Source organism: Moorena sp. SIOASIH (assembly GCF_010671925.1).
Lineage (GTDB): Bacteria > Cyanobacteriota > Cyanobacteriia > Cyanobacteriales > Coleofasciculaceae > Moorena.
This window is the reverse complement of record NZ_JAAHIH010000002.1, coordinates 369,163-395,040: the sequence shown is the minus strand read 5'-3', so window position 1 is coordinate 395,040 and position 25,878 is coordinate 369,163. Positions and strand designations below refer to the sequence as shown.

General features: G+C 43.4%; 22 protein-coding genes. 12 read left to right on the top strand and 10 right to left on the bottom strand.

Annotated features, from left to right (window positions below; translation table 11 throughout):
• The first annotated feature begins 13 nt into the window (after window positions 1-13).
• The 4 genes from F6J90_RS09480 (at window position 14) to F6J90_RS09465 (ending at window position 3,009) form a co-directional block, all read left to right on the top strand.
• Entirely contained in the window at window positions 14-325 is a 312-nt protein-coding gene (locus F6J90_RS09480; protein ID WP_293092405.1) for a hypothetical protein, read from the top strand.
• Window positions 326-519: 194 nt separating this feature from the next.
• A complete protein-coding gene (locus F6J90_RS09475) occupies window positions 520-1,404 on the top strand; it encodes a GNAT family N-acetyltransferase (RefSeq protein WP_293092403.1) in 885 nt (294 codons plus the stop codon).
• A gap of 558 nt (window positions 1,405-1,962) precedes the next feature.
• On the top strand, window positions 1,963-2,127 hold the full coding sequence (locus F6J90_RS09470; protein ID WP_293024376.1) for a hypothetical protein: 165 nt from the start codon (window positions 1,963-1,965) through the stop codon (window positions 2,125-2,127).
• Entirely contained in the window at window positions 2,128-3,009 is an 882-nt protein-coding gene (locus F6J90_RS09465) for a GNAT family N-acetyltransferase (protein WP_293092401.1), read from the top strand.
• 24 nt (window positions 3,010-3,033) lie between these two features.
• Here F6J90_RS09465 and F6J90_RS09460 read toward each other — a convergent pair whose 3' ends face one another.
• Window positions 3,034-4,089, bottom strand: coding sequence for a M42 family peptidase (locus tag F6J90_RS09460; RefSeq protein ID WP_293092399.1), 1,056 nt, complete (start codon window positions 4,087-4,089; stop codon window positions 3,034-3,036).
• A 295-nt stretch (window positions 4,090-4,384) separates the two neighbouring features.
• On the opposite strand from F6J90_RS09460, the gene F6J90_RS09455 reads away from it, so the two are divergent.
• Window positions 4,385-4,510, top strand: coding sequence for a hypothetical protein (locus F6J90_RS09455; RefSeq protein WP_293092397.1), 126 nt, complete (start codon window positions 4,385-4,387; stop codon window positions 4,508-4,510).
• A 19-nt stretch (window positions 4,511-4,529) separates the two neighbouring features.
• Here the strand turns inward: F6J90_RS09455 and F6J90_RS09450 are convergent, their stop codons facing one another.
• The gene (locus tag F6J90_RS09450) at window positions 4,530-5,621 is read right to left on the bottom strand and encodes an SGNH/GDSL hydrolase family protein (protein ID WP_293092395.1); all 1,092 of its coding nucleotides are present in this window, start codon (window positions 5,619-5,621) and stop codon (window positions 4,530-4,532) included.
• 689 nt (window positions 5,622-6,310) lie between these two features.
• Window positions 6,311-7,786: an S-layer homology domain-containing protein gene (locus F6J90_RS09445; RefSeq protein ID WP_293092393.1), complete on the bottom strand. Its 1,476-nt coding sequence runs from the start codon at window positions 7,784-7,786 to the stop codon at window positions 6,311-6,313.
• Between the two features lie 220 nt (window positions 7,787-8,006).
• Between F6J90_RS09445 and lepB the strand changes: the two genes are divergently transcribed.
• On the top strand, window positions 8,007-8,639 hold the full coding sequence (gene lepB, locus F6J90_RS09440; RefSeq protein WP_293092391.1) for a signal peptidase I: 633 nt from the start codon (window positions 8,007-8,009) through the stop codon (window positions 8,637-8,639).
• 333 nt (window positions 8,640-8,972) lie between these two features.
• Here the strand turns inward: lepB and F6J90_RS09435 are convergent, their stop codons facing one another.
• Window positions 8,973-11,660, bottom strand: a complete 2,688-nt coding sequence (locus F6J90_RS09435) for a DUF3536 domain-containing protein (RefSeq protein ID WP_293092389.1) — start codon at window positions 11,658-11,660, stop codon at window positions 8,973-8,975.
• A gap of 628 nt (window positions 11,661-12,288) precedes the next feature.
• Here F6J90_RS09435 and cax point away from each other — a divergent pair.
• The 3 genes from cax to F6J90_RS09420 all read left to right on the top strand — a co-directional run bounded on the left by cax (window position 12,289) and on the right by F6J90_RS09420 (window position 15,068).
• Window positions 12,289-13,407, top strand: coding sequence for a calcium/proton exchanger (gene cax / locus F6J90_RS09430; RefSeq protein ID WP_293092387.1), 1,119 nt, complete (start codon window positions 12,289-12,291; stop codon window positions 13,405-13,407).
• A 169-nt stretch (window positions 13,408-13,576) separates the two neighbouring features.
• Window positions 13,577-13,726, top strand: a complete 150-nt coding sequence (locus tag F6J90_RS09425) for a hypothetical protein (RefSeq protein ID WP_293092385.1) — start codon at window positions 13,577-13,579, stop codon at window positions 13,724-13,726.
• Window positions 13,727-13,874: 148 nt separating this feature from the next.
• On the top strand, window positions 13,875-15,068 hold the full coding sequence (locus tag F6J90_RS09420) for a serine/threonine-protein kinase (RefSeq protein WP_293092383.1): 1,194 nt from the start codon (window positions 13,875-13,877) through the stop codon (window positions 15,066-15,068).
• A gap of 90 nt (window positions 15,069-15,158) precedes the next feature.
• Here the strand turns inward: F6J90_RS09420 and F6J90_RS09415 are convergent, their stop codons facing one another.
• A complete protein-coding gene (locus F6J90_RS09415; protein ID WP_293092381.1) occupies window positions 15,159-17,366 on the bottom strand; it encodes a recombinase family protein in 2,208 nt (735 codons plus the stop codon).
• Between the two features lie 120 nt (window positions 17,367-17,486).
• Between F6J90_RS09415 and F6J90_RS09410 the strand changes: the two genes are divergently transcribed.
• On the top strand, window positions 17,487-18,878 hold the full coding sequence (locus F6J90_RS09410; RefSeq protein WP_293092379.1) for a proton extrusion protein PcxA: 1,392 nt from the start codon (window positions 17,487-17,489) through the stop codon (window positions 18,876-18,878).
• A gap of 190 nt (window positions 18,879-19,068) precedes the next feature.
• Here F6J90_RS09410 and F6J90_RS09405 read toward each other — a convergent pair whose 3' ends face one another.
• Window positions 19,069-19,260 carry a hypothetical protein gene (locus tag F6J90_RS09405; protein ID WP_293092377.1) on the bottom strand — a complete coding sequence of 64 codons (192 nt, stop codon included), beginning with the start codon at window positions 19,258-19,260 and terminating at the stop codon, window positions 19,069-19,071.
• Between the two features lie 61 nt (window positions 19,261-19,321).
• Here F6J90_RS09405 and F6J90_RS09400 point away from each other — a divergent pair, with 61 nt between their 5' ends.
• Complete coding sequence (locus F6J90_RS09400) at window positions 19,322-19,465, top strand: hypothetical protein (protein ID WP_293092375.1); 144 nt, start codon at window positions 19,322-19,324, stop codon at window positions 19,463-19,465.
• On the opposite strand, the gene F6J90_RS09395 is transcribed toward F6J90_RS09400, so the two are convergent.
• The 3 genes from F6J90_RS09395 to F6J90_RS09385 form a co-directional block, all read right to left on the bottom strand.
• Window positions 19,441-19,998 (bottom strand): ElyC/SanA/YdcF family protein, encoded by a 558-nt coding sequence (locus tag F6J90_RS09395; protein WP_293092373.1) that lies wholly within the window; start codon window positions 19,996-19,998, stop codon window positions 19,441-19,443. The genes F6J90_RS09400 and F6J90_RS09395 overlap by 25 nt on opposite strands.
• An 856-nt stretch (window positions 19,999-20,854) precedes the next feature.
• Window positions 20,855-21,508, bottom strand: a complete 654-nt coding sequence (locus tag F6J90_RS09390) for a DUF2301 domain-containing membrane protein (RefSeq protein ID WP_293092371.1) — start codon at window positions 21,506-21,508, stop codon at window positions 20,855-20,857.
• A gap of 35 nt (window positions 21,509-21,543) precedes the next feature.
• A complete protein-coding gene (locus tag F6J90_RS09385) occupies window positions 21,544-22,335 on the bottom strand; it encodes an SAM-dependent chlorinase/fluorinase (RefSeq protein WP_293092369.1) in 792 nt (263 codons plus the stop codon).
• Between the two features lie 297 nt (window positions 22,336-22,632).
• Here F6J90_RS09385 and F6J90_RS09380 point away from each other — a divergent pair, with 297 nt between their 5' ends.
• Entirely contained in the window at window positions 22,633-23,277 is a 645-nt protein-coding gene (locus tag F6J90_RS09380; protein WP_366513734.1) for a DUF1361 domain-containing protein, read from the top strand.
• 22 nt (window positions 23,278-23,299) lie between these two features.
• Here F6J90_RS09380 and F6J90_RS09375 read toward each other — a convergent pair whose 3' ends face one another.
• Window positions 23,300-25,501, bottom strand: coding sequence for a polysaccharide biosynthesis tyrosine autokinase (locus tag F6J90_RS09375; protein WP_293092367.1), 2,202 nt, complete (start codon window positions 25,499-25,501; stop codon window positions 23,300-23,302).
• Window positions 25,502-25,878: the final 377 nt, after the last annotated feature.

The following is a 25,878-nucleotide window of genomic DNA, read 5'->3' as shown; positions in this document are numbered from 1 at the left end:
TCATGGTGTTAAAATGAGTAAAATATCTCATCAGTATTCGGATTTTAATAACTCCTATGCTCAAGATATTGAGCAGGTGCTTGGCATGTTATCGAAGATAACCTCTTGCTCTGTTGCGGAGATTAAACCCCACTTGGATGCACTGTTGAATCGTCTAAATCAGGAAAAAGATGATTCAGCTTCGGCTTCATTTTATGAAACGTCAACCCATGAGGAATGGTCAGCAGAATTTCAGGCATGGGTTGACAGTCATAAGAGTCGAGATATTCCTGTCCTTAGTGATGAAGCGATGAGTAGAGAAAGTATTTATCCGGATCGGTTTTGATGGCTTACCTGTTAGATACAAATATATTGCTGAGCAGGAAAAAATCCAGCGATCGCAAAAACTAAGCAAGCAGATTTTGGGCGTTGCTGATTCTGGGTATGATTCCGCCCCCCTAGGGCGTGTTGTCAAACTCGTTGTATCCTAAAAAAGAGTAACGCACCGAACCTGTAAAGACACCCACAGCATAAGGATAGATGACTGAATTCCAGATTCGCTTAGCTAAAATTTCAGATGTAGAACCTATCTTAGATTTTTGCCAATATACCTGGGAAAATCAAAACGATTGCATGCACTTAGTATTGGAGAAACGGATTAACAATCCTGAAAATAAAGTTTTTGTAGTTACTCTTGATGATATCCCTGTGGCGATGCAGCAAGTCGTTATTTTGTCAAAACAGGAAGCTTGGCGAAGTTCTTTGAGAGTAGATCGTCGCTATCGACGGCGAGGTTTATCTAAATTATTATATTCACATATAAATAATTATTTATCTCAAGTCAATGTTCCTATATTACGTTACTGTGTCTTGTCTGACAATGAACTAATGTTGAAAATTATATCTCAGCGAGGAGATAAAAAAATAGATAGTTATAGTGTTTATAAAGCTGATGCTGATACTGTTACTTCATATACCAACCAATTAATTCAATTAGATCTGAAACATTTTGATGATATTTGGTCTTTAATGATTAGAAAAGATTTATTAGATAAAAAACAAAGTTTTTACACACAATTAATTCCTAAATGTCAAACTATTACTCCTGAGTTAGTAAAAAACTGTCTGCTTGGGGGAAAAGTTGTCGGATTAATACAAAATGAAAGATTACGAGGTATAGCTATTCAAAGTTACTCGGAAGTTTCAGAGGAAGAGTTTTATATTGGTTATCTTCATGGAGAGCCAGAAATCTTGACAGTGCTTCTCTGTGAATTATGTAAATTAGCCTATTCTTTAGGTAAGTCAGTGGTTAAAGGTCTTTTTCCTTTGAATGATAGTTTCGCAAATGCTCTTTCCCAAGCTGCTTTTCAAAGAAAACTTCAAGCAGAAATAGGGATATATCGCTCTTGTTTCAAACCGGGTTGATTTCTTGGGTGCATCTCATTCTTGCTGTTCGACCCGGTGGGTGGAATGGGCATCTTGGTGGAACCGGCATCTTAGTGGAACCGGCATCTTGCCGGTTATCAATATTCCCAGGCGGACTGTTCCAACCCGGGCGTTGAGGCGAAAAATTAGGGCGATCCCGTCTGATCACGCACCACTAGCAACATTTACTAATTAGACATAAACTTATTCCGTAAGCATTCAGCCGTCAGCTGTCAGCCGTCAGCCGTTAGTGGTCAGCTTATTGTATTCAAAAGCTGTTCGTAAAGTAGCGTGCCCATAGCGCATAAGCTAATGGCTGATACGCGACACGCTGATACGCGACACGCTGATAGTTGATAGCTGAATGCTTACCTTATTCCTTTTTAGGATTGCTATAGCACTAGGGTATTTGTTGGTGGGTATTTGCTCAAAATGCGATCGCATTCCAGCCGGTTTACATTCTAAATTAATTAGAAATAGTCAGTTTACCGACCTGGGACTATGGCCTGTTGTCAAACTCGTTGTATCCTAAACAATAAGCGATGGCAGGGTGCATTAATGAATCGAGTCAACTTAAGTAATCAGCAATGGGAGAGGTTACCAGAACACTATCGAAAGTGGGTGCATCGTGGCAACATGGTTTTATCGGTGGCAAAAAGCCGGGATAGCGATCGCTCCAGCGTAACGCACCGAACCTGTAAAGACACCCACAGCAAAGGATAGATGACTGAATTCCAGATTCGCTTAGCTAAAATTTCAGATGTAGAACCTATCTTGGCTTTCTGCCAATATACGTGGGAAAATCAAAAAGATTACATGCACTTAGTATTGGAGAAACGGATTAACAATCCTGAAAATAAAGTTTTTGTAGTTACTCTTGATGATATCCCTGTGGCGATGCAGCAAGTCGTTATTTTGTCAAAACAGGAAGCTTGGCGAAGTTCTTTGAGAGTAGATCGTCGCTATCGACGGCGAGGTTTATCTAAATTATTATATTCACATATAAATAAGTATTTATCTCAAGTAAATGTTCCTATCTTACGTTACTGTGTCTATTCTGACAATGAAATAATGTTGAAAATTATCTCTCAGCGAGGAGATGAAAAACTAGATAGTTATAGTCTTTATCAAGCTGCTACTATTGCTTCAGCAACCAACCAATTAATTCAATTAGATCTGAATCATTTTGATGATATTTTGTCTTTAATATATAACAATATTTTATTAGATAAAAAACAAAGTTTTTACACAAAAATAATTACCAAATGTCAAACGCTTACTCCTGAGTTATTAAAAGACTGTCTGGTTGGAGGAAAAGTTTTCGGATTAAGACAAAATGAAAGATTACGAGGTATAGCTATTCAAAGTTACTCGGAACTTTCAGAGGAAGAGTTTTATATTGGTTATCTTCATGGAGAGCCAGAAATCTTGACAGTGCTTCTCTGTGAATTATGCAAATTAGCCTATTCTTTAGGTAAGTCAGTTGTTAAAGGTCTTTTTCCTTTGAATGATATTTTCGCAAATGCTCTTTCCCAAGCTGCTTTTCAAAGAATAAATCAAGCAGAAATAGGGATATATCGCTCTTCTTTCAAAATTGATAATTAAGAATTAAGAATTAAGAATTAAGAATTAAGAATTAAGAATTAAGAATGAACTATAAGTCTCAATAATATCGATACAATTTGCGATCGCACCCAAATGAGCAATTTCAAAACCATGGGTATTTTGAGTAGGAAAACTCAAGCAAGCAGCACGAGCAACATGACCAAACTTCATGGCGATCGAAGCATCAGAGCCAAAACCATCAATAACCGCCAACTGAATCGGGACCTCACAACTTTCTGCCGCTTGTTGCAATTCCCGATTTAACCCTTCATCGTACACGCCATAATTATCTTGAGAGAGCAACACTGGTGCTGGTCCATCTTCGATAGGGTACTCCGCAGACAAGGGACAAATTTCCAGAGCAATCAAAGCATCTAGAGATTGATTTTGAGTAAAATACAAAGCCCCAATTGCCCCTACTTCCTCCTTTGCTGATGCCACCAAATACGTATCAACTGCGGGAGTTTTCAACCGTTCCGCTAAAGTTAGCAAAATCGCCACGGATGCCTTATTATCCAGGGTATAGCTAGCAATATAATCCTTAAGGCGGACAGGTATCTTACGATGTTTACCAACCACCATACGAGTCCCTGGACGCACCCCAGCCTCTGCCAATTCTGTAGCACTACATTTCGTTTCAATCCAGGCATCTTGCCAACGTAGAGGAGCATCATCCTGCAATGCTTTTTGAGGAGATTCATGGGAAACATGACGTGAACCAAAGGAGAGAATACCACTAATGGTATAGTTATCCCCCAACAGATCCACCACACCCTCACCATAAACCCAAGGAAAAGAACCACCCAACCGGCGCACTTCCACCCGTCCTGCTTCACCAATCCGTTTAACAATGCCACCAATTTCATCTTTATGAGCAGTAATCGCAATGGGACTGGCACCAGCATCCTTACCAGGGATTTTAGCAATTACATTTCCCGCCCGATCCTGCCAAGTTTCCACCCCTAAAGCTTGAAACCGATGCAGTAACAATTGGTCAATTTCCCCTTCCGCACCACTAGGGGAATGGTGCATAACTAACTCTTCTATAGTTTTGAACAGTTGGTCGTAATTGTTACTCATTGTTGGGAAGAGGGAGTCGGGAGTAGGGAGTAGGGAGTCGGGAGTAGGGAGTCGGGAGTAGGGAGTAGGGAGTCGGGAATCGGGAGTCGGGAATAGTAGGAAAGAAAACCTAGGATTTTTTGATGTTATGATAACTCAGAATTGGGTTTCATGATCTAATTGAAAACGGTATCTAGAGGGAGCTTCGGAACAGGTAATAGTAGGAAAAAACTCCTAGTATTTTTTGATGATACTGGTAAAGATGTAGTGATTTAGGCGTTGGTCTGGTCAAGGTTTCGGGAACTAAAGTCAGGAATTGTATAGCACTACCAGGATTTTTCCCGACTCCCGACTCCCGACTCCCGATTCCCGACTCCCGACTCCCGACTCCCGATTCCCGATTCCCAATTCCCGATTCCCGATTCCCGATTCCCGATTCTAAATTCTAAATTCTAAATTCCCTATTCCCTCTTCCTTATTCCCTTAGAACCTATCCCTAAAGCCCCCAAGGCGAATAGACCTAAAGCCGTTGCTGGTTCAGGAACATTAGTTGGGTGTGGATGGTTATTATCTGGGTGTGAATTGTTATTATCTGGGTTTGGATCCTTCAATGCTGACAGGGCTAAATCCGCAATGATTCGATAAACACCAGTGGTTGGATGTTGTAAATCCCAGAATAAAAACTCCTCGGGATTCTCACATACAAATTGTGCTGGTATATTCACACAAGGAGTAGTTACATTGGTCAAACCAAATTCCGTCGGCTGAGCCAGAATTTCCCTAAATGTAGAATTAACATCAACCGGGATGATATTGACATCTGAGTCGGGAGTCTGACTGAATTGATCGAGTAGTTCAGACAAACCAGAATTATGGTCTTCTGTCAAAGTGTTGAGGGCATCGGTAGTACCAGGAACACGTCCATCAACTCCGAGAGCAAGGGGCGTATTGCCCAAATCTGGCAAGTTAACTACCATAATATTCTTAGCCCCAACATCACTCAGGTCTTGCAGTGCATCTGACAAATTTGCCAGTGTCGTCTCAGTTTCTGTAAATGGTTCAAAAGTGCCTTGGGTGGGTAGATAATCATTAGCACCAGCCCACACTATATACAGAGCATCTGGGTCAGCAGACTGACCGGCTTGTATCAGGGGAAACGTAAAAGCATCAATCTGCTGTTCCAATCCTGGTAAGCCTGTCAATCCAGAGAAAGTAAGAGCGATAGTGTTTTCAGTACCTGTAGTAGAACCACCAAAAGCGAAGTTAATGCCTTGAGTAGGGATAGCACCTGAGCCAATAGTGGTAAACAGAGTGGGGTTTAATTCCAAATCCCCTGCAAGATAATCCACCCAGTTGGGACCATTGGAAAAACGTCCCTCAAAATAGGGTGGACTGGGGGGAATTCCCTCTTCGGTGGCATTAAACAGATTGCCTTGATCAGAGAGGCTGTCTCCAAAGATATACATCTTGCTAAACAATTCGACAGCATTTGCCTTGAGGGGCAACATTAAAGAGAAAAAGACTAATCCTGTAGCGGCAATTTGTGTCTTCATGATGTTTGTTACCTTAATTGCAGATAATTATCTCAGATCATGTCCGATTTAATACTTATCATTCTTGGTTGATAGTAAATTGAACCTTGAAAATTAACTAACCATAAGCAATTAGCAATTCAAAATTCAGAATTAAAAATTCAAAATTCACAGGCATCGGATCAACCATTTTAGACGTGATTAACCGGACTTGATATAGCAGTCGCCAGGGCAGGCGCGGACATGACAAAAGTCTCAAACCTAAGTAAGCGCAAGAGTTTGACTTCTGACTTCTGACTTCTGACTTCTGACTTCTGCTATATCATGTCTGGCATTGACACCGTTGACCAATCACCACTAATTACTAACCAATGACAATACCTATTCCTAATTGTGCTTAAGCACAACTAAAAGCTGTTTTCAGCTGTTTTTTAGAGAGCATTCAGTCGTCAGCCGTCAGCTATCAGCTTATTTTATTCAAAGGTGCCCTTTCCGTTGGCGAATTTAATTCGCTATAGGTGCGCACCTAAAAGCACCGATTGCGCTACGCGCACGCTGCGCGAACAGTAGCACCTCAAGTAACGCATAAGCTGATACGCGACACGCTGATACGCGACACGCTGATACGCGACACGCTGATAGCTGATAACTGATAGCTGAATGCTAATAGCTGATACGCGACACGCTGATAGCTTACGTTTTGTATGCACCTAATTCGATGATGTAGCTTTTGGTGCCCCTGATGGCTGACTGGTTTGAGGTTTAAGAAACAGTGCTTCTTTGGCAGATTGCCCTTCACCCTGAGAACCGAAATACCAAAGCGCTGCTCCTGCTTCAGCACGGGTGACTGGTTTTTTAGGCTGAAACAATATTGTATAACCAAAGACTCGGCGAATGTTTGCCAAATCGCCATTTCGGAAATCAGCTAAGACCGCTCGCAATGCTTTCGGGTCAATTTCAGCGGTATCTTTGAAGCCCCAAGTTTCTTTCACTGCTTCAATAGAGGCTTTGGGCAAGGCTTTACGAGTATCGAGAGGCACTTTCCACAACATCAGATTTTCCCTAGTCAACGGTGCATCTGGACGAAACAATACTGCCGTAGAATCGCCACTGAGGGGACTAGAAATTAATCCAGCATCAGCTAATCCCTGAATATAGGGAAAATCAGGATCAGTACGAGGCACATCCTGAAATGCAGGTTGAGTAGTTTTGGATGCTAAACGGATTTGCAATCCTGGACGATTGGCATAGATCCGATTATTGGCATCCATCAGCCAACGGGCATACTGACGGCGGCTTATGGTTTGATTCGGCGCAAACTGAGTACCTTGACTATCAGCATTGGTCTTTGGATTAGCGGTGTCTGGAGTTAAGACTCCCAATTCTGCCAAATCTGCCACATACTTACGCAAATCTCGGGGGACTTTATCCAAGTCAGTAAATTTCTCTGGTTGTCCTGACCTGACCTTAGCTGGCTTACTGGCCACCTCAGAGGGTGGTTGTGGTTTCGGAGGTTGTGTTGGTTTTTGAGCTTGTGTTGGTTTCTGGGATGGTTGTGGTTTCGGAGGTTGTGTTGGTTTTTGAGCTTGTGTTGGTTTCTGGGATGGTTGTGGTTTCGGAGGTTGTGTTGGTTTCTGGGATGCTTGTGGTTTCTCAGCTTTGGTATCCTTACCATCCCGGACGTACTGAATATCAAATGTAGTCACACTGCTGTTGGTAGCAACCGCTGGCGGCTTTGATGAGGAGGCAGCACTGGATTTGCCAGTGGTGGCACCAGAAGGAATCGAAAGGGTAACGTCCAAGTCATTACGACGGACGATGAATGTGCCACCATCTTGATCCTCTGGCTGGTCGAGGACTTCCCAGCCTCCCGACTCAAAGGTCTTTTGGTAAAAGTTCTGAATTAAATTAATTGGGTCAGGGGATGACCAAATCGTCAACTTACCTGGACCAGCAGCATCTTTGAGGGGTTCCACTTGTGCCAAGGTTGCTTGTTGATAACGGGGAATCTCAGTGGGGAAGTCTTCTGGCAACGGTACTGACTTCTGTTTCTGGGGAGTACTTTGAGGCTTATTCGGAGATGGCCCACCCAAGTTTTTGGGTGGGTTATCTTTCAGTGTGGGGTCTGCTCCCAAAGACCGCTGCAAAGCGTTACCTAGGTTAGTGTTGGCGCAGGCACTCAACAAACCGAGAAGACAAACCGCTAAACTTGCACGTAGGACAGAGTGTGGAAACAGCACGGGCATTGTCCAACAACAGTACTTACCTTTTAAACTAACGCAAATTCACAAAAGGGCAATCAAGCATGTTATCCTGGCTGAGTTGCCAAACTAGTAAAGATGTTTAGGGCTAGGGCTAGGCCAAAATACCGAGTATTGTCAATTTCAATGTCAATTTAAATCTTGTATGGATGCACAGAAAAAGAAATTAGCAGCACCGAGTGAATCTTCTGAATCTGTTCAGGAGCAGCAAGCAGATGCTCAGGGTCAACAACCGGACAAGGGTGGCACGCCATTCTGGAAGCAAGTACAGGAAAATTTCCAAATTATTGCGATCGCACTAGCCTTAGCTCTATTGATTCGAGTATTTGTGGCAGAACCTCGCTACATTCCCTCGGATTCCATGTACCCTACTTTGGGAATAGGCGATCGCTTAGTGGTCGAAAAAATCTCTTACCGTTTCCATACCCCAAAAGTCGGTGACATTATAGTGTTTGAACTACCGCCACAATTACAAATTTTGGGTTACTCAAAAGACCAAGCTTTCATCAAGCGGGTGATTGGCACATCCGGTGATACGGTTCAAGTCAAAGATGGCAAAGTTTATCGCAACGGTACTCCTCTAGACGAGGACTACATTGCCCAACCTCCCCATTATCAGATGGGACTGGTGCAGGTGCCAGAAGATCAGCTATTTGTGATGGGAGACAACCGCAACAATAGCAACGATTCCCATGTTTGGGGTTTTCTAGGTAAAGACAAAGTGATTGGTCGTGCCTGTTTCCGTTTTTGGCCACTTAGTGAAATTGGTTCGATCTGAACTATAGCAGTTTTCAATTAGGTTAGTAAACAGCTATAGAAAATGTCGCAGAGTCTACCAAAAACTCTTATTATTTGTTAAAATTAAATTAGGGTAACACCGACCGGGATTATTATGTAACTTAAATTAAAGCCGAAAACCAAGGGTTTAATAGTTGCGCTGTAATCCCGGTGTTATAACTTTTTTGAGATTTTTATGGTCAGTGGTCAGTGGTCAGTGGTCAGTGGTCAGTGGTCAGTGGTCAGTGGTCAGTGGTCAGTGGTCAGCTTATTTTATTCAAAAGCTGATAGCTGATAGCTGAATGCTGAATGCTGATAGCTGATAGCTGAATGCTTACAGGTTGGTGACCCAACCACTCAGATCCACTGCTAAGGTTTGACCCAACTTGAGTAGGGAGCTTGGGGCAAGCGAAGCACTGAGGGAAGCACTGCAGGTACACATTTTACATAGCCAGGCATAGCTGCCATTGCTATCACTATCTTTGTTTTGACTATCTTTCTTTAAATCTTGGCTTTGGATAAGCTGAGGCAAAATTTGGTTATGGAAGTACTGCAAGTAAAGTTCTTGGCAACGATCTAAGGATAAGCTTAAATTGAGCTGATTCCCAACATCAATCATTTTGTCTAGCCGTTGAATATCGACTTCCACTTCCTCTAGGTTGCTATCGTAAAGAATTTGCCAGAGCGTACGCAAAATTAACTTTTCTAAGGTTTGCTTGACTTCTAGGGTATTCAACTGACAGTGGAGATGATTCGCTGCTGTTGCGATCGCTTCTAACTCTGCCAACCTACTCCATACCACCTGCTGATCAGTGCTATCACTATCTAATGCCCTAATCACAGTAATACACTGATTCGATATAGCAATTTCTGCTGCTACTTGCAACTCCTTGGGAACAGATAACCCACCCTGATGGAAAGCCATCAAAGCTCTATAGTTATCCCGATAAACCTGGCTATAGAGCTGATCCAAACGGGTCAAGGTTTCCTGGCTCAACAGCTGCATAATCCGGTGTCGCTCTTCAGGAAACAGATGCTGCAAATTAAAATTTTGCTGCCCAAACAGCTGATTCATTACCAAAATTGTGTGGGCTGCACTGCCTTGGTCTAGGGCATTAAATAATGTGTCCAACCGCTGGCGGTAGGCTCGACATTCAGCAAGGGGTTGAATACAGCAGTGGAAGTCCCAACCACCTAGGTATAGCAAGGCAAACACAAAATCACGACTTTCCCTAGTTATCTCAGAAGTCAATTGTAACTGTCCCACAGCTAGGGTTAATGCCCCGATTCGTTTTAGCTGGTAATATTGCTGATGGGCATAGTAACAGTAGATTTTGTCTTCTTGGGAATAGTTGTTAAATAGGGAACTAATAGCGTAGTCTGCTACTACTTGCTTCCAACTAACGTGGGCTGACACCACTAGTTGCTGATAAATCTGGTCACCAGTTTTAAAGCATTCCACATTACTGGGTGCTAGAGCAAGGCGTTGGATAAATTCTTCTTCCAGTTGGACTTTAGCAACATCACCAGCTAACTCCATAGCACGGGCAGCATAGCGCAGAATCTGAACCCCTTCTGGACGGGAGATTTCCTCAAAAAACCAACCACAACTGGTATACATCAGCAGAGCATGACGCTGCATTTCCAGGAGTCGTAAGGCATCCACTTGTTCAGCGGTCGTCAGTGGGTGAGTACCATGACGCTCCAGAAAACTGTCCACATTGGCTGGGGAACGGTTCCGAATCACTTCGATATACTCATCCCGCGCTAGCCAAGGGTCATGGAAGAATTGGCTAGCAGTCTCTTGATAAACCTGAATCAATTTATCCCGTAACCAATCCAGGGCATTGCGCAGGGGGCGACGCCACATTTGGTGCCACTTGCCGCCACTACCACAGCCACAATCATCTTGCCAACGGTCAACCCCATGGGAGCAACTCCAGGCTGTTACTGGCTTCAGTACCACTTCCCAGGTAGGAGGATTAAAGCTAAGGTAGTGGGCAAAGTTGGTTACTGTCCAGTTGCGCTGGGGAAACTCATGGGTAAAAGCGTAAGCAATACACTTCTCAGTGCCTGTTTTGTGATGGCCAAAGGTTTCCCCATCCGTTGCCACAGCAATCAACTGGGCGCTGCGATGATCCCCACGTACTGCTTGACCCAAACGCTTGGCGAAGTGTTCAGTGCTGGTGAGTAAATTATTGAAGCCCATATCTCTGGAGATTGGGCCGTCATAGAAAAAGATATCAATAAATTTGCCATTTTTGAGGAAGCAACGGTAAGGGCGAGTAGGGTCAATCTGAGCACCTCCCACTTCGTACCATTGAGAATTAGTATTCTGTTCACTCGGAATTGGGCGGCAACGTTGAGCTTGGGAAGGGGCTAGGATAATAAACCGAATATTTTCTGCTACCAATGCTTCCAAGGTGGGATAGTCTACTGCCGTTTCCGCCAGCCACATCCCTTCGGGTTCACGACCAAAGCGGGAACGGAAGTCCGCTTTTCCCCAACGGATTTGGGTATATTTGTCCCGTTCATTGGCTAAAGGAAGGATGATGTGGTTGTAAACTTGAGCGATCGCATTTCCGTGACCATTTAAGCGTACGCAACTCTTGTGATCCGCTTCCAGAATCCGCTGATACACTTCCAGATCGTAATCTTCCAGCCAAGACATTAACGTTGAACCAATATTGAAGCTCAAATACTCATAGTTGTTGACAATATCTATCACTTCCCCTTGGTCATTTAATACCCGAGCAAAGGCATTGGGGCGGTAGCACTCATAGTAAATCCGTTCATTCCAGTCATGAAACGGAGCAGCAGTAGGCTGACGCTCAATCGTATCTAGATCAGGGTTTTCCCGAGGCGGTTGGTAGAAATGACCATGGATAGTAATATAGACACCTGTGGCCGTATCTAGGGGGTCGTTGTTGAGCGTCGAGTAGTGTTTTATCTTGGCAGTGGACTTAGCAGTGGACTTTATTTCCTCAGCTTGTAAAACTAGCAGTTCAGCTACTGAAGTCATGGGAATATGCATTCAAAAAAACAGCAATACAGCTCACCCAACCCCAGAACCTAATGTTTGGGGCTCGGCAGCGAATACCCTTGAGCAAACTCATACTGGTTTCGCAGTAACGAACAAAAGTAGCGGATAGTTAGGACAAACGTTAAATGCTTAACACAATGATTAATTCAACCGCAAGGTTTAATTCAAGTAACTCTAATCAGTTTATGGAAATTGCGGTAATCTTATCAATCTTCACCAGATCATAGCAAATTTCTATGGTTAAAAAATATACCCTAGGACTGATGCGCTTGAGGAATCGTTAAGCATCGAAAAGCTTTATTGAGCACACCAGGTACAGAGTAAGGTACTTGACTATCTAATTTGTGTATATCAGTTGATCGGCTAACACCCATGTAAATTGAATCTGTTCATGTTATCAAAGAAACCGTCAAACCATCTGCCCACCTCCGTATCTCCCCATTTCCCGATCAGTCTTAACCCAAAAATTAAGTGCGTGACAGCTTAGGGGCGTGACAGCTTAGGGAGACGGGGGGATGGCAAGAGGGATTGACTAAGCCCCTTTCGATACTGCCCTAGTCCCCGAGACTAACTAGAATAGTAAATCTCTTGAGGTAAAGAAACCTAAATGCTCACCAAAAACCAAATTTTGTCAATTTTCCTAGTATTTCTTCCCATTTCAGTAGCCGCTGAATTTCTAGAGTGGAACTCGGCGGTTATTTTCATTACCTCTTGCTTAGCAATTATTCCTTTAGCAGCATGGATGGGAACAGCCACAGAAGAAATTGCTGTGGTGGTCGGTCCAAACCTAGGAGGGTTATTAAATGCCACCTTTGGCAACGCTACAGAATTAATCATTGCCCTAATTGCCCTGAATGCTGGGTTAGTAGAAGTGGTTAAAGCCACCATCACTGGCTCCATCATCGGTAACCTACTCCTAGTGATGGGATTTGCGATGCTGCTGGGTGGATTGCGTTACAAAGAACAGGAGTTTCAGCCCATTGTGGCGCGGGTGAATGCCTCTTCAATGAACCTAGCAGTGATTGCCATGTTGCTACCAACAGCAATGGATACCACATCCATTGGTATTCCTCAATCTACATTACAACAGCTTTCGGTGGCAGTTGCCCTGGTTTTAATTCTGGTTTATGGGCTAACTCTATTATTTTCCATGAAAACCCACACCTATCTGTTTGATGTAGGAATGGCGGAAATGGAGTTAGAAGAAACAGGGGAGGGTGAAATTGCCAGTTCCGAATCTAAACATCTGCCTAATATCTGGTTGTGGGTGGGAGTCTTGGTAGTGGTTACCCTGCTGGTGGCACTAGAGTCAGAACTTTTGGTGGATAGCTTGGAATCTGCCACATCAGAGTTAGGACTAACAGAACTGTTTACCGGAGTAATTTTACTGCCCGTAATTGGTAATGCAGCAGAACACGCCACTGCGGTAACTGTCGCAATGAAGAATAAGATGGATCTCTCAGTTTCCGTAGCCGTAGGGTCTAGTCTGCAAATTGCCCTATTTGTTGCCCCAGTGTTAGTGCTGGCTGGGTGGTTGATGGGTCAGCCCATGGATTTGGATTTTAATCCCTTTGAATTGGTAGCAGTAGCCGTAGCTGTGTTGATTACTAATTCGATTAGTTCTGATGGTAAGTCAAACTGGCTCGAAGGGGTTTTGCTATTGGCAGCTTATGTCGTATTAGGACTAGCGTTTTACTTCCATCCAGTGGTTGAAGGATTGGGTTGAGTTAACGCCTAGTGTGTAGAGTTTGATGGATGAAGGTGATGATGAACAAAGAATTTCAAGTGAATAAACTTGTCATCATGGCTGTCATCCCCAGAAAATCTGGCTATATTAGAGCTATAGGGGTCGAATGTCAATGACACATCAGTTTGATTGGTAAGAAAAATTGGCGTTGCTTAATAATGGAATGGTTTTAAGAGTGCAAGTGGAATGGGCATCTTGCGTGGAATGGGCATCTTGCGTGGAACTGGCATCTTGCCAGTTTCAATATATTTTCGGGCGGGCAGGATGCCCACTCTACTCCTATTCATTCGAAGACTGACGCAACGCCGAAAAATTGATTGGTAAGAAAAATCATCATCTAACCCACCCCTTTAGCCTTTGCCCTTTGCCCTTCATCCACCCATCTAGCTTGAGATTAACCGAGCACGCTGATGGGATGGATGAGCCACTGAGGACATTAAGCCGAGATGTTGGAAGCCGAACAAATATTACATGAGCGCTATCAACTCAAGCAACAACTGGGACATAATGCTGGACGACAAACTTGGCTAGCTGAGGATATAGGAGTGTCACCTCCAGAATTGGTAGTTGTTAAACTGCTGGCATTTGGTGGTGACGTTAATTGGGACGATTTAAAACTCTTTGAGCGAGAAGCACAGGTGCTTAAACAGCTCAATCATCCCCGGATTCCCAAGTATCTTGATTATTTTAACATTGATGACCGAGTACTCTGGTTTGGCTTGGTACACAACTATATCCCTGGCTCCTCTCTCAAGGAAAAACTAAATCAAGGTAAACGATTTACAGAAGGGGAAGTGCGCCAAATAGCTGTGGATGTGCTGAAAATTCTTGAATTTCTCCATCAGCTGAATCCAGCCGTACTACACCGAGATATTAAGCCTAGCAATCTAATTTTAGGGGATGATGGGCAGATTTATGTCATCGATTTCGGGTCAGTGCAGGATCGGGCATCCCAAGAGGGCGCTACATTTACAGTAGTGGGAACCTATGGTTACGCCCCCATGGAACAGTTTGGTGGTAGGGCAGTACCAGCATCGGATTTGTATGGCTTAGGGGCGACGTTGATTCATTTGCTCACCAGGACTGCACCTGCTGACTTGCCCCAGCGGAATTTGCGCATTTGCTTTAAAGACCAAGTCAACCTCAGTGCTAACCTGATCAGCTGGATTGAGAAGCTGACAGAACCGGCTCCAGAGCAACGCTTCAAAAGTGCGTCTGAGGCAATTCTAGCCCTAGAGTTGGGCATGACACTCAATACTCCCAAAAGCAACAAACTGATCAAACTCCCCCGAAGCAATTTTGTAAATAATTCAGGTCAAGGGGGTGTATTGGATGATCGAGTACCCGTACCAGATGAAATCAAAGGTTGGAACTGGGGAGCTTTTTTAATACCTTGGTTTTGGTCTATGACGAATAATGTTTGGATTGGACTGCTAGCGTTTGTGCCTCAAGTGGGTTGGTTTATGGCGATCGCGCTCGGTGCCAAGGGCAATGAATGGGCTTGGAAAAGTCGTCGCTGGCGGAGTATTGAACACTTCAAAGCTCACCAAAGAGGGTGGGCAATCGTGGGGATTCTCTTTGGCGCACCACTGAGCCTGATGTTGTGGATATTTGTCTTGGGCTTGATCTCTGGTTTGTAATACGGAAAGGATATAGCTTGCCCCTTCGCGCTGGTAAAAATAAAACTCAAACATGCCAAGACTTCTAACAGAAATATCCCACTAGAATTGTCAAGAAACAGCAGTATTTATCGCCGTATGTATCAATGACAATAACGGACCATTCTGCTCTGTGCCACTAACCGCTAATTCGCTATGACACAAGTAAACCCGCTCTGTAACTCTACCGAATAAATCTCGCAAAATCCGCTCTAATCGCTGTTGATCAGCTTGGACTTTATCTTCCTCTGTCCAAGGACGTCCAGACCATTCCTTTAGAAATAGATGAGCTCCGAAAAGGGTAGCTGCACCACCACTGAGCCAGAGGGAAGAACCTGCATCTAACCAAAAGTGCCAACGGTGGCAGCGGCGAGCGGCACGGTATTGGAAAATAGTAGCTAGGGTAACGGCATTGGTAGCTGTCGGTAGGCGGCGGACGGGATAGGGATTAGCAGTAACCGTGCCACCACGTAGCATCAGAATGAATTGCGTGATAGTTTGGGTGGAACGCTGACGGTTAGACGGTTGTTGGTTGGTTTGGCTCGAATCATTCACCTTCAACTCTTTCCCCAGGCGTCCATTCACTTCCCAGTAGTGTTGAGCGGTTTCCATCAGTTCCCGCAGTGCTGCTAGCTGTTCATAGGCGAGATTAGAGCCATGCCACAAAAATTTCTGAATGGCGCGGTCGAAAACTACCAAGCACGAAGGAATCAGACCCTGTTGTTGTTGCTCGCGCTGTAATTCTAACCATTGGAAAATCTCTGAGTAGGCAGTCGTTGCCTGATGCCCTAACCTATCCCAACGAGGAAACGACTCCACTGGTAACAGACGAGGTTGCTCAGGATCAGGAGCATAGCAGTGATCCGCTAATAAACCAGCACGGACAGGGTCAATTAGGGTTGCCGGTTGCAGATTTGAACTCTCAACCTTCAACCTTTCAACCTTCAACCTTTCAACCTTCAACTCCTGCACTTGTGGTTGGCTACTGAGCACTACCAGCATTTGTGCGATCGCATCTCGATTCACTAACCGTCCCAACCCAGGATACACTAGCGCTAGTAGGGTTAGTAATCCCTGAACCATCGGTGAGCTAATTAATGGGCGCTGGTCGTTGAGAGGTTCTACAGCAATGCCAAAGTTAGTCAGAATTTCCGTTAAGGTGTAGCGTGCGATCGCATCTAGACCTGGAGCAATGATCGCTATTTCACCAGGCTGCACTTGCCCAGACTTGACAGCTTGACTAATCACCCCAGCCGTTTGCTGCAACAGTTGAGCACGGGAGGTGGTTTGAATCGATTGGATAGACTCAGGTAGACCCTCAATAAACATGGAATTAGTAATTAATTCCACTACTGTGTTTGCCAATTCAACAGGCATTGCATCAATAGATAAATCCGGTAAGATTTCCACCAAGCAACGGGATGCCAAATCCGCTAGATAATTCGGGTCAGCATTAAGACCCAAACGTACCTGTCCATTAGGATTAAAACTAAAAGCTCCTACAGCCCCTTGATTGAGTAGAGTCTCAAATAAATCCCGAGCGATCGCAGGATAGTCATCCACATCATCCGCCAGCACTGCCTGATAGCGCTGCTGCAAATACTGCTGATAAGTGGGGTCTGGCAACAAATACCGCCAATACAGTTCAGCAATAATCCCGTAGGTTAATAATCCCCTTTCTAGACACCAGCTTCGCCACTCTAGCAACAGCTTTCCCACAGTTGACCAAAGTTCCGGGTTTCCTTCCTCCTCTGGAATCCCGACCGTTAACATGTGGGGAATGTCTTCAACAGGTATCCCACTCACTGCTGCTAATTGTAACAAGTCCAGGAGCCGACGAACTCTAGTGTAATCATTCCCCCCTGGCAGTTGTAGTAGATCATTATCCAGGTCAGTACGCCAGTGCTGGGTGGCTAAGTCCTGCTCAGTCTCAGGACGCAATCGCAACGGAAACTGTGCCTTGATATCCAATCGCCCAATTAACAAGGGCCAAAATAGCATTACCTCATCTTGAAAAAAACCTAAAGGTGTCTTGGAAAGTACTGGATACCGTCCCCGGATTACCTCTGTGAGCCGATCTGCCAACTCACGCCGATTATCGTCATTAGCCGCAAACACTAAAATTCCTGGGGCTTTTGAGGGAGTTCTTTGATATCTTGAACTCGAATTTGGGTTTGACCAATCCAGTCCTCCTTCAACCCATTGGTAAAACTGACTCACAAGGCGACTTGTTTTGCCAGTGCGAGTTGAGCCAATTATCCACAGTGAATTTTGAGCCACAAAATTTTTCTTTAGGTAATTTGTTAGTATAGCACAGGAACTAGGATGTAAGAGTTCTAGGAATAATCACGTGCAAGAATGCACCCCTTAGATGTTCAGAGTATGATCCTAGAGAATTGAATGAATCTTCAAACTATCTTACGCACAGCTAGACAATGGTTCTTCGATACACCAGAGAGAGCCTTGGATCAGGCATACAAAGCGGCACTAAAAATTAAAGCAATTGAAGATGAATATTTTGGAGGTAAAAAAATCTCCGCCGATACCAGTCAATATAGTAACAGCGTTATTGCCTATTTTGAGGCAGAAATTAATAAATATATCAAGACTATCAACGTTAGACTAGCAGAATTTCAAACCAGTCGTTCTGTTATAATAAATTCTGAATTAACTGGATCTAATCCTCTCGAAACTAGTCAACAACAAGCTAGGGAAAATTCTCGGTTATCTGAGTCAATCGACCTCAGCGATCAGCAGTCAATACTTATTGAAAAATTAAATTTTATTGATGAAATCATCAACAATTATGCGCCACCAAAACCGGAAAAATCCACCGCAGCATTGATTCCCATAGACCAAAAGCCAGATAATCAAATTACTAACTCCAGTCCAAGACAGGTTATCAACCAAAATTCCAATCTTCGAGAAGCCGCTTATTGGGAATCAGACAACAATTCATCTCGGAATAATCAAGGAGCTAACTCCAAGAAAGTAACGGATAAAACCGGTGTATTACCTAGGTCAATTGTAGGGACAGTCAAAAGAATTCAGCAGGAACTCGATCCACGAGCCGAAGATAAAGTTGTCAAAACCTTTCGTCGGTCTCAACGTAAAACCGTAATCTCTATTAAGTTTATCCTAATTTTAACTATTGTTCCTATTTTAACTCAGCAAATTTCCAAAACGTTTCTAGTTAGTCCCATAGTTGAGCACTTTAGAAGTAACCATGAATCAGCTATTTTTTTAAATTATGAGATGGAAGAAGAAGCTCTGATAGAGTTAAAAAAATTTGAAGAAGAACTCCACTTTAAAAGCTTACTGGGGTTTACTCCTAAACTATCTGAAGAGGAGATGGAAGAAGAGATTAAGCATAAAGCTAACGAACTGGCAGAAGACTATTATAATCAAGGGTCCAATGCCATTAAAAATATTTTCGCTGACATTATAGCTCTAGTTGCTTTTGCCTTAGTTATCATGAACAGCAAGCGAGATGTAATTATTTTAAAATCTTTTATGGATGATATTATCTATGGACTTAGTGATAGTGCCAAAGCCTTTATCATTATTTTGTTTACCGATATGTTTGTAGGATTCCACTCTCCCCACGGTTGGGAAGTAATCCTAGAAGCCTTATCCCGACATTTAGGAATACCAGAAAGTCGAGAGTTTATATTTTTGTTCATTGCCACATTTCCAGTTATCTTGGATTCGGTTATCAAATATTGGATTTTCCGCTATCTGAATCGGATATCTCCTTCAGCAGTAGCTACCTATCGTACCATGAATGAATAATAATGGCTCTACCGTAGTTTTGATGTTAAATAAACAGTCTGTAAGAGGGAACGGGGAACAGGGAACAGGGAATAGTGCTAAGAGGCCGTATTCCGAAAAATTTGTTAGTTGAAGAGCCTAATTTTCCTGCCTTGATGCAATAACGAGTGGGGGTTTATCCCAAGACCGCTTAGGTGCCCTTGACCCGTAATTAAATTCGCCACGGGTCGCACCTCTGTATCGCTTGTACAGTCAGCTTTATGATTTTTTTAACTGGAACTTTAGTATAAAAAGTCTTGAAGAACCATAATAATAGAGCAGTCAAACTAAAGGTTAATATCATGTCGGGATAATTACCCTTAATAAAAATCTCCCCTATCTCCCCATCTCCCCATCTCCCCACCCTCCCCACACTTCCCACCCTCCCTCTAATTATGGGTATTCAACCTGACTTGATATAAGACATGTTTCCTACTCCCTACTCCCTACTCCCTACTCCCTACTCCCTATTCCCTACTCCCTACTCCCTATTCCCTATTCCCTACTCCCTCACCAAATTAAAATATAGCAATTTTTCCAATGTTCACACTTTCAAACTTACAACTTGAGCATAGATATAAGCAATTGTTTCAGACATGATTGACCGCACTCCTTGACTAGAAACCCACCACTGTTTTGGTTCATAGTCAAGGGAGTTAGCAGCTATTGCGCCAACTTTAAACTCAGGAGCAAGAACTTGCTTAAATATCAGCCAACTTCTGCGAGTATGAACATCAAATGAATAAAGATTAATAGACTTGATTGATTCATCTGAGGTTAATAGCCACTCCCGTAACGCCTGAGCCGATGCTAACGTACGATTTACATTAACATCTGGTGCTGGAACAGCAACTAGTTTATCTGGCTCAACACCCAGTGCGATACACGTTGCCGCAGTCAGTTCAGCATAGGTTTTATACTCTGACAGATAATATCCTTTACGCAGAGGAGGGCCGGTGGTGATTAATTTTTGATAATTACCCCGATCAAATTCTTCCATGGCACCTTTTAAGGCATAGTCCGGTAGCCATCCTTCTACTACTAATGCATCAGCGTTAATCGGAGACTTAATCGATAAAAATGGGTGGATATGAGTTAACATAAAAAGACTGCAAGTAATAATCAAAAAAGTATTCACAAACCATCCTTGAACCGTTAAAACCCACTGTTTTCGCCTACATACTAAACGCATGATTGGGACTTTTAATTAAAAATTATCTCGTCAATAGTCACTAGTCATTAGTAACCACAAATAAATGATATTGTGGTCACTAATGTACGGTATAGTCTACGGTAGAGAAAACCGTGGTCACCTAATCACTGATGACTAATAATCACTGATGACTAATAAGGTCTAGAGCATCTCACTTTTCTAGTACTTACCAATCAAAGTCCCATCTGTCCGGATTATTTAAAAAAGGATTATAGTCAGTCCCCTTGCTTCCTTCGTTTATAGTATTGTTTTTTGGTAATTGACTAATGAGTAGTAGCTGATTAATTCTCTACAGGTTTGTAAGCATTCAGCCGTCAGCTGTCAGCCGTCAGCTGTCAGCCGTCAGGTTAAAATCAACCCAGCGTAGTGTGTGCCTATGCCCAATGCGCAATGCGCAAACAGGAGAATTTAATAGTTCGAGATTAATGAAAATTGGAGTAAGCATTCAGCAGTCAGCGGTCAGTGGTCAGTGGTCAGTGGTCAGTGCTCAGCGGTTAGCGGTCAGCGGTCAGTTTATTTTATTCAAAAGCTGTTCGGTGTAGCTTGGCCGTAGGCCAATGGCAACTCAAGTAGCCCCTCAAGTAGCGCATAAGCTGATACGCGACACGCTGATAACTGATACGCGACACGCTGATACGCGACACGCTGATACGCGACACGCTGATAGCTGATAACTGATAACTGATAACTGATCGCTGATCGCTTATAGCTTATAGCTTATAGCTTATAGCTTATAGCTTATAGCTTACACACGCTTCTTTTTGAGATATTCAAAAACCGACTTATCACCAATATCATCTGGAATCGCTTGCAATACTTTACGCAGGGCAAACACGATAAACAAAACCGCCCAGAGTCCTAGCAGAATCATCTCCCAATCTGTAGACCAAAATCCAACTATATGTCCCAGTAACAGCATGGGTACTAGGGGAGTTAGGAATTTAGTTTCCAAGCGATTAAAGCAAAATGCTTCCTTGAAATAAATTCCGGTTAACGCTGCAAAGGTAAAACCAATTCCGAATAGAGAAATAGGATGGTTATAAATGTATAGAGCAAGGGGCTCATTGCTGGAAAATGCCAGTACAATTGAGGAAATGCAACCGATGCCCCAAAAGATTTGTAGTAGGCGGTGCAGGGGTGCTAGATAAATATGAATGGTGACTAAGCTAACCCCTAGGGCAAGGCAGAATAAGCCATAAAGAGGAGTCAGGACATTTAAAATACTTGGGCTAGCTCCCCGCAATAGAATTAAATTACTCGCGATCGCAAAGCTCAAGGCTGCTACCACTAAGCCAGCGCGGTAGATAACTACGCCAATGCGATCGCTTTCGGTAATGGTAAATTCGCCAAACTGACCTTGGTAAACTACCGGTTCAGATGGTTGTAGTGATGTGGTCATAATATCCTGGAAAGGAACTCGGTACTATTAACATTCTAATTTTTAATGCTTAATTCAACTGTATCTCCCCAATCCAGCTGTAATTGAGACTTAGCACTCCCACCGTTAACAGCGATTTCCACCCAACCATGACTACCAATTAGGGCAACGAACTCTCCAAGTTGGCAATTGCTATAGGTTTGAGTATGGGGGATAATGCGATCGCTTATCCTAACAGACCAAGTTTTGCCATCAACCTCAGCCCCTGGGATATTAGTGATTAAATTGCCAAAATGGTCAACATATTGGATAGAACCAATCATCCCATCATCGGTTAGTGTTTTTGTTGGTATATCTAGCCTTACCAAAGTGTTTGGCTCAATTACCTCTCCCAACCTTTCGATTGCTAAGCCACTAGCCAAGTGAGCTCCAACACTGGCAAAGATATCTCGACCATGAAACGTAGTGCTAGGGTTTATAGTGCGCCAGTAGGCTGAGTTGGTTAGCTCAACTGCTGCCATGACTGGGTATTGCTCCAAAATTCCACTGAATAGCCCATTATCTGGACCGACCAAGAAACCCTGTGAGAGTTGGATAGCGATCGCTCTTCGGTGACTGCCGACTCCTGGATCAACCACCGCCACATGAACTGTCCCAGGTGGAAAGTAGGGATAGGCATTGATCAAATTAAACCGAGCAGCGGCTAGGTTTTGAGGGGGGATTTGGTGAGTCAGGTCTACTATACTTAAAGTTGGGTTAACTTGGGCAATGACACCCTTCATCACACCCACATAAGCATCTTGTAAGCCAAAATCACTCAGGAGAGTAATAATCCGATTCTGAGGCATGGTTATCTCAAATCCAGTTGACTGATGATCATATCCCTTCTCGGGTAATCGGTAATGGGTAATGAGCCAGAATTGCTATGAGATTCAAGGGCTTCCAACTTTAAACCTTAAACTTTCAACTTTCAACTTTCAACTTTCAACCGTCAACCGTCAACCGCTTATTAAGGCTGAAGTATGAAGTATGACCTATGAAAGCTCAAGCTCAAAACTCAAAGCTGAACGGATGAGTTAGGATAAGGATTAAATTCAATACCACTTAACAAGGCTAATCTACCCTAGAGCAAAGGTTCACTAATCATGTCTATGGACACATTACTGACTGAGGTATGGAAAGCTTGGCATAGCAACAATGACTGGATGGCTTGGAATTTGTTTCTAGCATCAATACCATTAGCTCTAAGTTTTTGGCTATTCCGCAGTAAATCTGGCTTACACTCCGGATTATGGTGGATAGGTTTAGCAGTTTTTATCCTATTTTTGCCCAATGCGCCCTATCTGCTCACCGATGTGATTCATCTAATTCAAGCCATTCGCAGGAATTACTCAGTATGGACAATTACTCTAGTTGTTATTCCCCAACATCTGCTAGTTATCCTAACCGGTTTTGAAGCTTACGTTCTATCTGTGATGAACCTAGGTGAGTATTTGCAGCGGCGAAGGTTAGGAAAGTTGATATTTTCAGCTGAGTTAATTACTCATGCTCTGTGCGCCTTTGGTATTTATCTAGGACGATTCCAACGGTTCAACAGCTGGGACTTGGTTGCTCAACCCAATAGCTTAGCCAAGGGCATGATTCATGATTTAACCTCGAAAGGTCCACTACTAGTGATGGCCGTAACATTCGTGGTGCTGACAGTATTTTACTGGATGATGAAGCAAATAACCTTAGGAATTATGATCAGAATGCGCCACCAAAGTTCTGGCAGCGCAGCTTCTGGATAATAGATTCACAGCGTGCAAGGTTTTACGGCTGATTACATTCAGCCTTTTCCTGACTGACATCTGGGGGAGTATAGTTTTCCCTGTTGTGGTAGATATAGCCGTTAGGTTCGTTTTTGAAGATTACACCATTGGTAACTAACCCCAGAACATTTTGACCTGAGCTGTTGAGAATTTCCTTAGTCGCATTAGCGCTTGCAGAATCTACCTTTTCAGGTCGGGCTACCAGCAAAATGCCGTCAGCCATTTTGCCCAAAATTGGGGCATCAGCCATACCAGCTAATGCTGGAGTATCTAAGATAACGCAGTCATACTCTTGTGAGAACTTCTCCATCAGTGAAGCCATCTTCTGAGAGTCCAGAAGAGCCACAGGATTTGGAGGGATGACCCCAGCCATCAGAACATCAAGACCAGTCATTACTTCCTGTTTAGCCTGATGAAATTGAGCCTCACCCACGAGAATATTACTTAAACCCACTGAGTTAGTTAGTTCCCACAGATGATGTTGAGATGGATAACGCAGATCAGCATCGATTAGTAACACGCGGCGTCCTACTTGAGCCATAGCTGCAGCTAAATTAGCACAGACATGAGACTTGCCTTCCTTAGGAACAGAACTGGTTACTACAATCGATTGCAGTGGTCGATCAGAACTGATAAATTTCAGATTGGCTTGCAGAATTTGATAGGCTTCACCAATGACAGAGCGGGGCAAATCTCTCGGAAAAATGGGGAAAACATTCTGTTGAGAAAATCCACCAAAATAGCTTGTACTGACCAGCTTGCCGTAGTCTGGAATAACCCCTAACAACGTATATCTGAACAACTCTTTTAACTCTTTGAGCGTATGAACCGATCTGTCTAAGAGGTCGAGCAAGAAAGCCGTAGCGATCGCAACTAAGATACCAGCAAAGGCTCCCCCTGCCAGGATCAGGTTGGTTGGGATCGGAATCGGGTTTTCAGGAACGATAGCCTCTGAAATAACACGGGCATTACCGACATTTTGATTTTCCGCAACTCGGGTTTCTTGTAGTTTGCTTAACAAAATTTGGTAAGTTGCTTGTGCAGCAGCTACCCGTCGCTCCAGTTCCCGCTGATTCTGCTCTAGTCTCGGTAGGACTCTAGACCGCTGTTTGTAAGCCGACTGAGTATTGGTCAGAACAGCTAGCTGGCTAGTCAGTCCTAAACGCTGTACCTCGGACTGAACCAGTTCTGCAGTCAGTTGTTGCTGGATCGGTCCAAACTCTAACAAACTATTAACCGGTGGCGCTGGTTGTTGGCTACCAATGACCTGTTCTATTCGCTCTTGTAGTAGTTCTAATAGTGCGGCTTCCTGAAGAGCCAACTTAGCCACTGTCGGGTATTCATCGTTGAAGCGGGTGCGCTCGACTGCTAACTGAGCTTGTACATCTTGGAGTTGTCTGAGTGCCTCCTGCACCCCAGCAGACTGCCTTAAAGACGTAGCTGCCACAGCTTGCTGTGTATCCAGACCGATCTTATTGCGCAAGCCATCAGACTGAGCATTTATCTGTGCTAACTGAGCCTGAAGTTGAGAAATTTCGTCGTCTAATTTGGCAATCGACCCGACTGCAATGCTAGCTTCTTGTTGCAGGTCTAATATTTTATTAGCTTCTTTGAATCTACGCAAATCCGCTTCTGCTTGGCTGACAGTAGCTTCAACTTTTGGGAGTTGTTTCTCAATAAAGTCACGAGCTGCGACAGCTTCGGCTCGGTTAGTTTGGATATCATTCTCTATGTAAACCCTAATCAGTGTGTTAACTATCTTTTCTGCCCAATTAGCATTAGGGGATTTATAGGAAATGGTTAGGATGTCTGTCCCCAAAATTGGTTTGACACTCAGTCCTCCTAAAATGACCCCAGGAGGGTAAAATTCACCGTTTTTATCCCTGAGGTTGAGAGCTCTGATTGTTTTTTCTATAATTGGTCTGGAACGAAGAATTTCTACTTCCGTAGATAAGGGGTCGCTCTGGCGAGCCACATTATCAATCGTGGCAGTTGGATTATCCAACCCGGTCAGAGAAGAGGAATTATCTGTCTTTAACAGCAGTTGAGCTGCTGCTAAATAAACAGTTTTTTGAGAGGAGGCATACCATGCAGCAAGACCGAGAACACCACCAAAGGCTAGGGTAGCTGGCAAAAAGCGCCGTTTGAGAACTAGCCAGTATTTCTGAAAATCTATTTCTTCTGAATAGTCTATAGCTTCCATAATTGCTCAGGAAAAAAGTTTAATACTCACTGAAAAAAAAATAGTAGATTACTCACCCTTTTTTCACCGTCAGAAGCTAGGTATTTCTTTGAAAAAATCTAGATTTATATGCTAATTTATATGCTATCTTGATTAAGATTGAATAGGCTGTGATCTGATTAAATTAGATTTTTTAAAAGGATAAAAACCCCAATTTTCCTATCGTGTCCGGTTTTTTCGGTAGTGTTCATAGTCGAATTTTTTTTCGGTAATGGGTAATGGTTTGGGAGTAATCACAATTCCTCGTTGCCCATTACTAATTACCAAACCTTACACTCTTAATGCTTCCAGACAGGATATAAATTGTCTTTTGATTACTCTTCTAGTAAAGTCTGTCT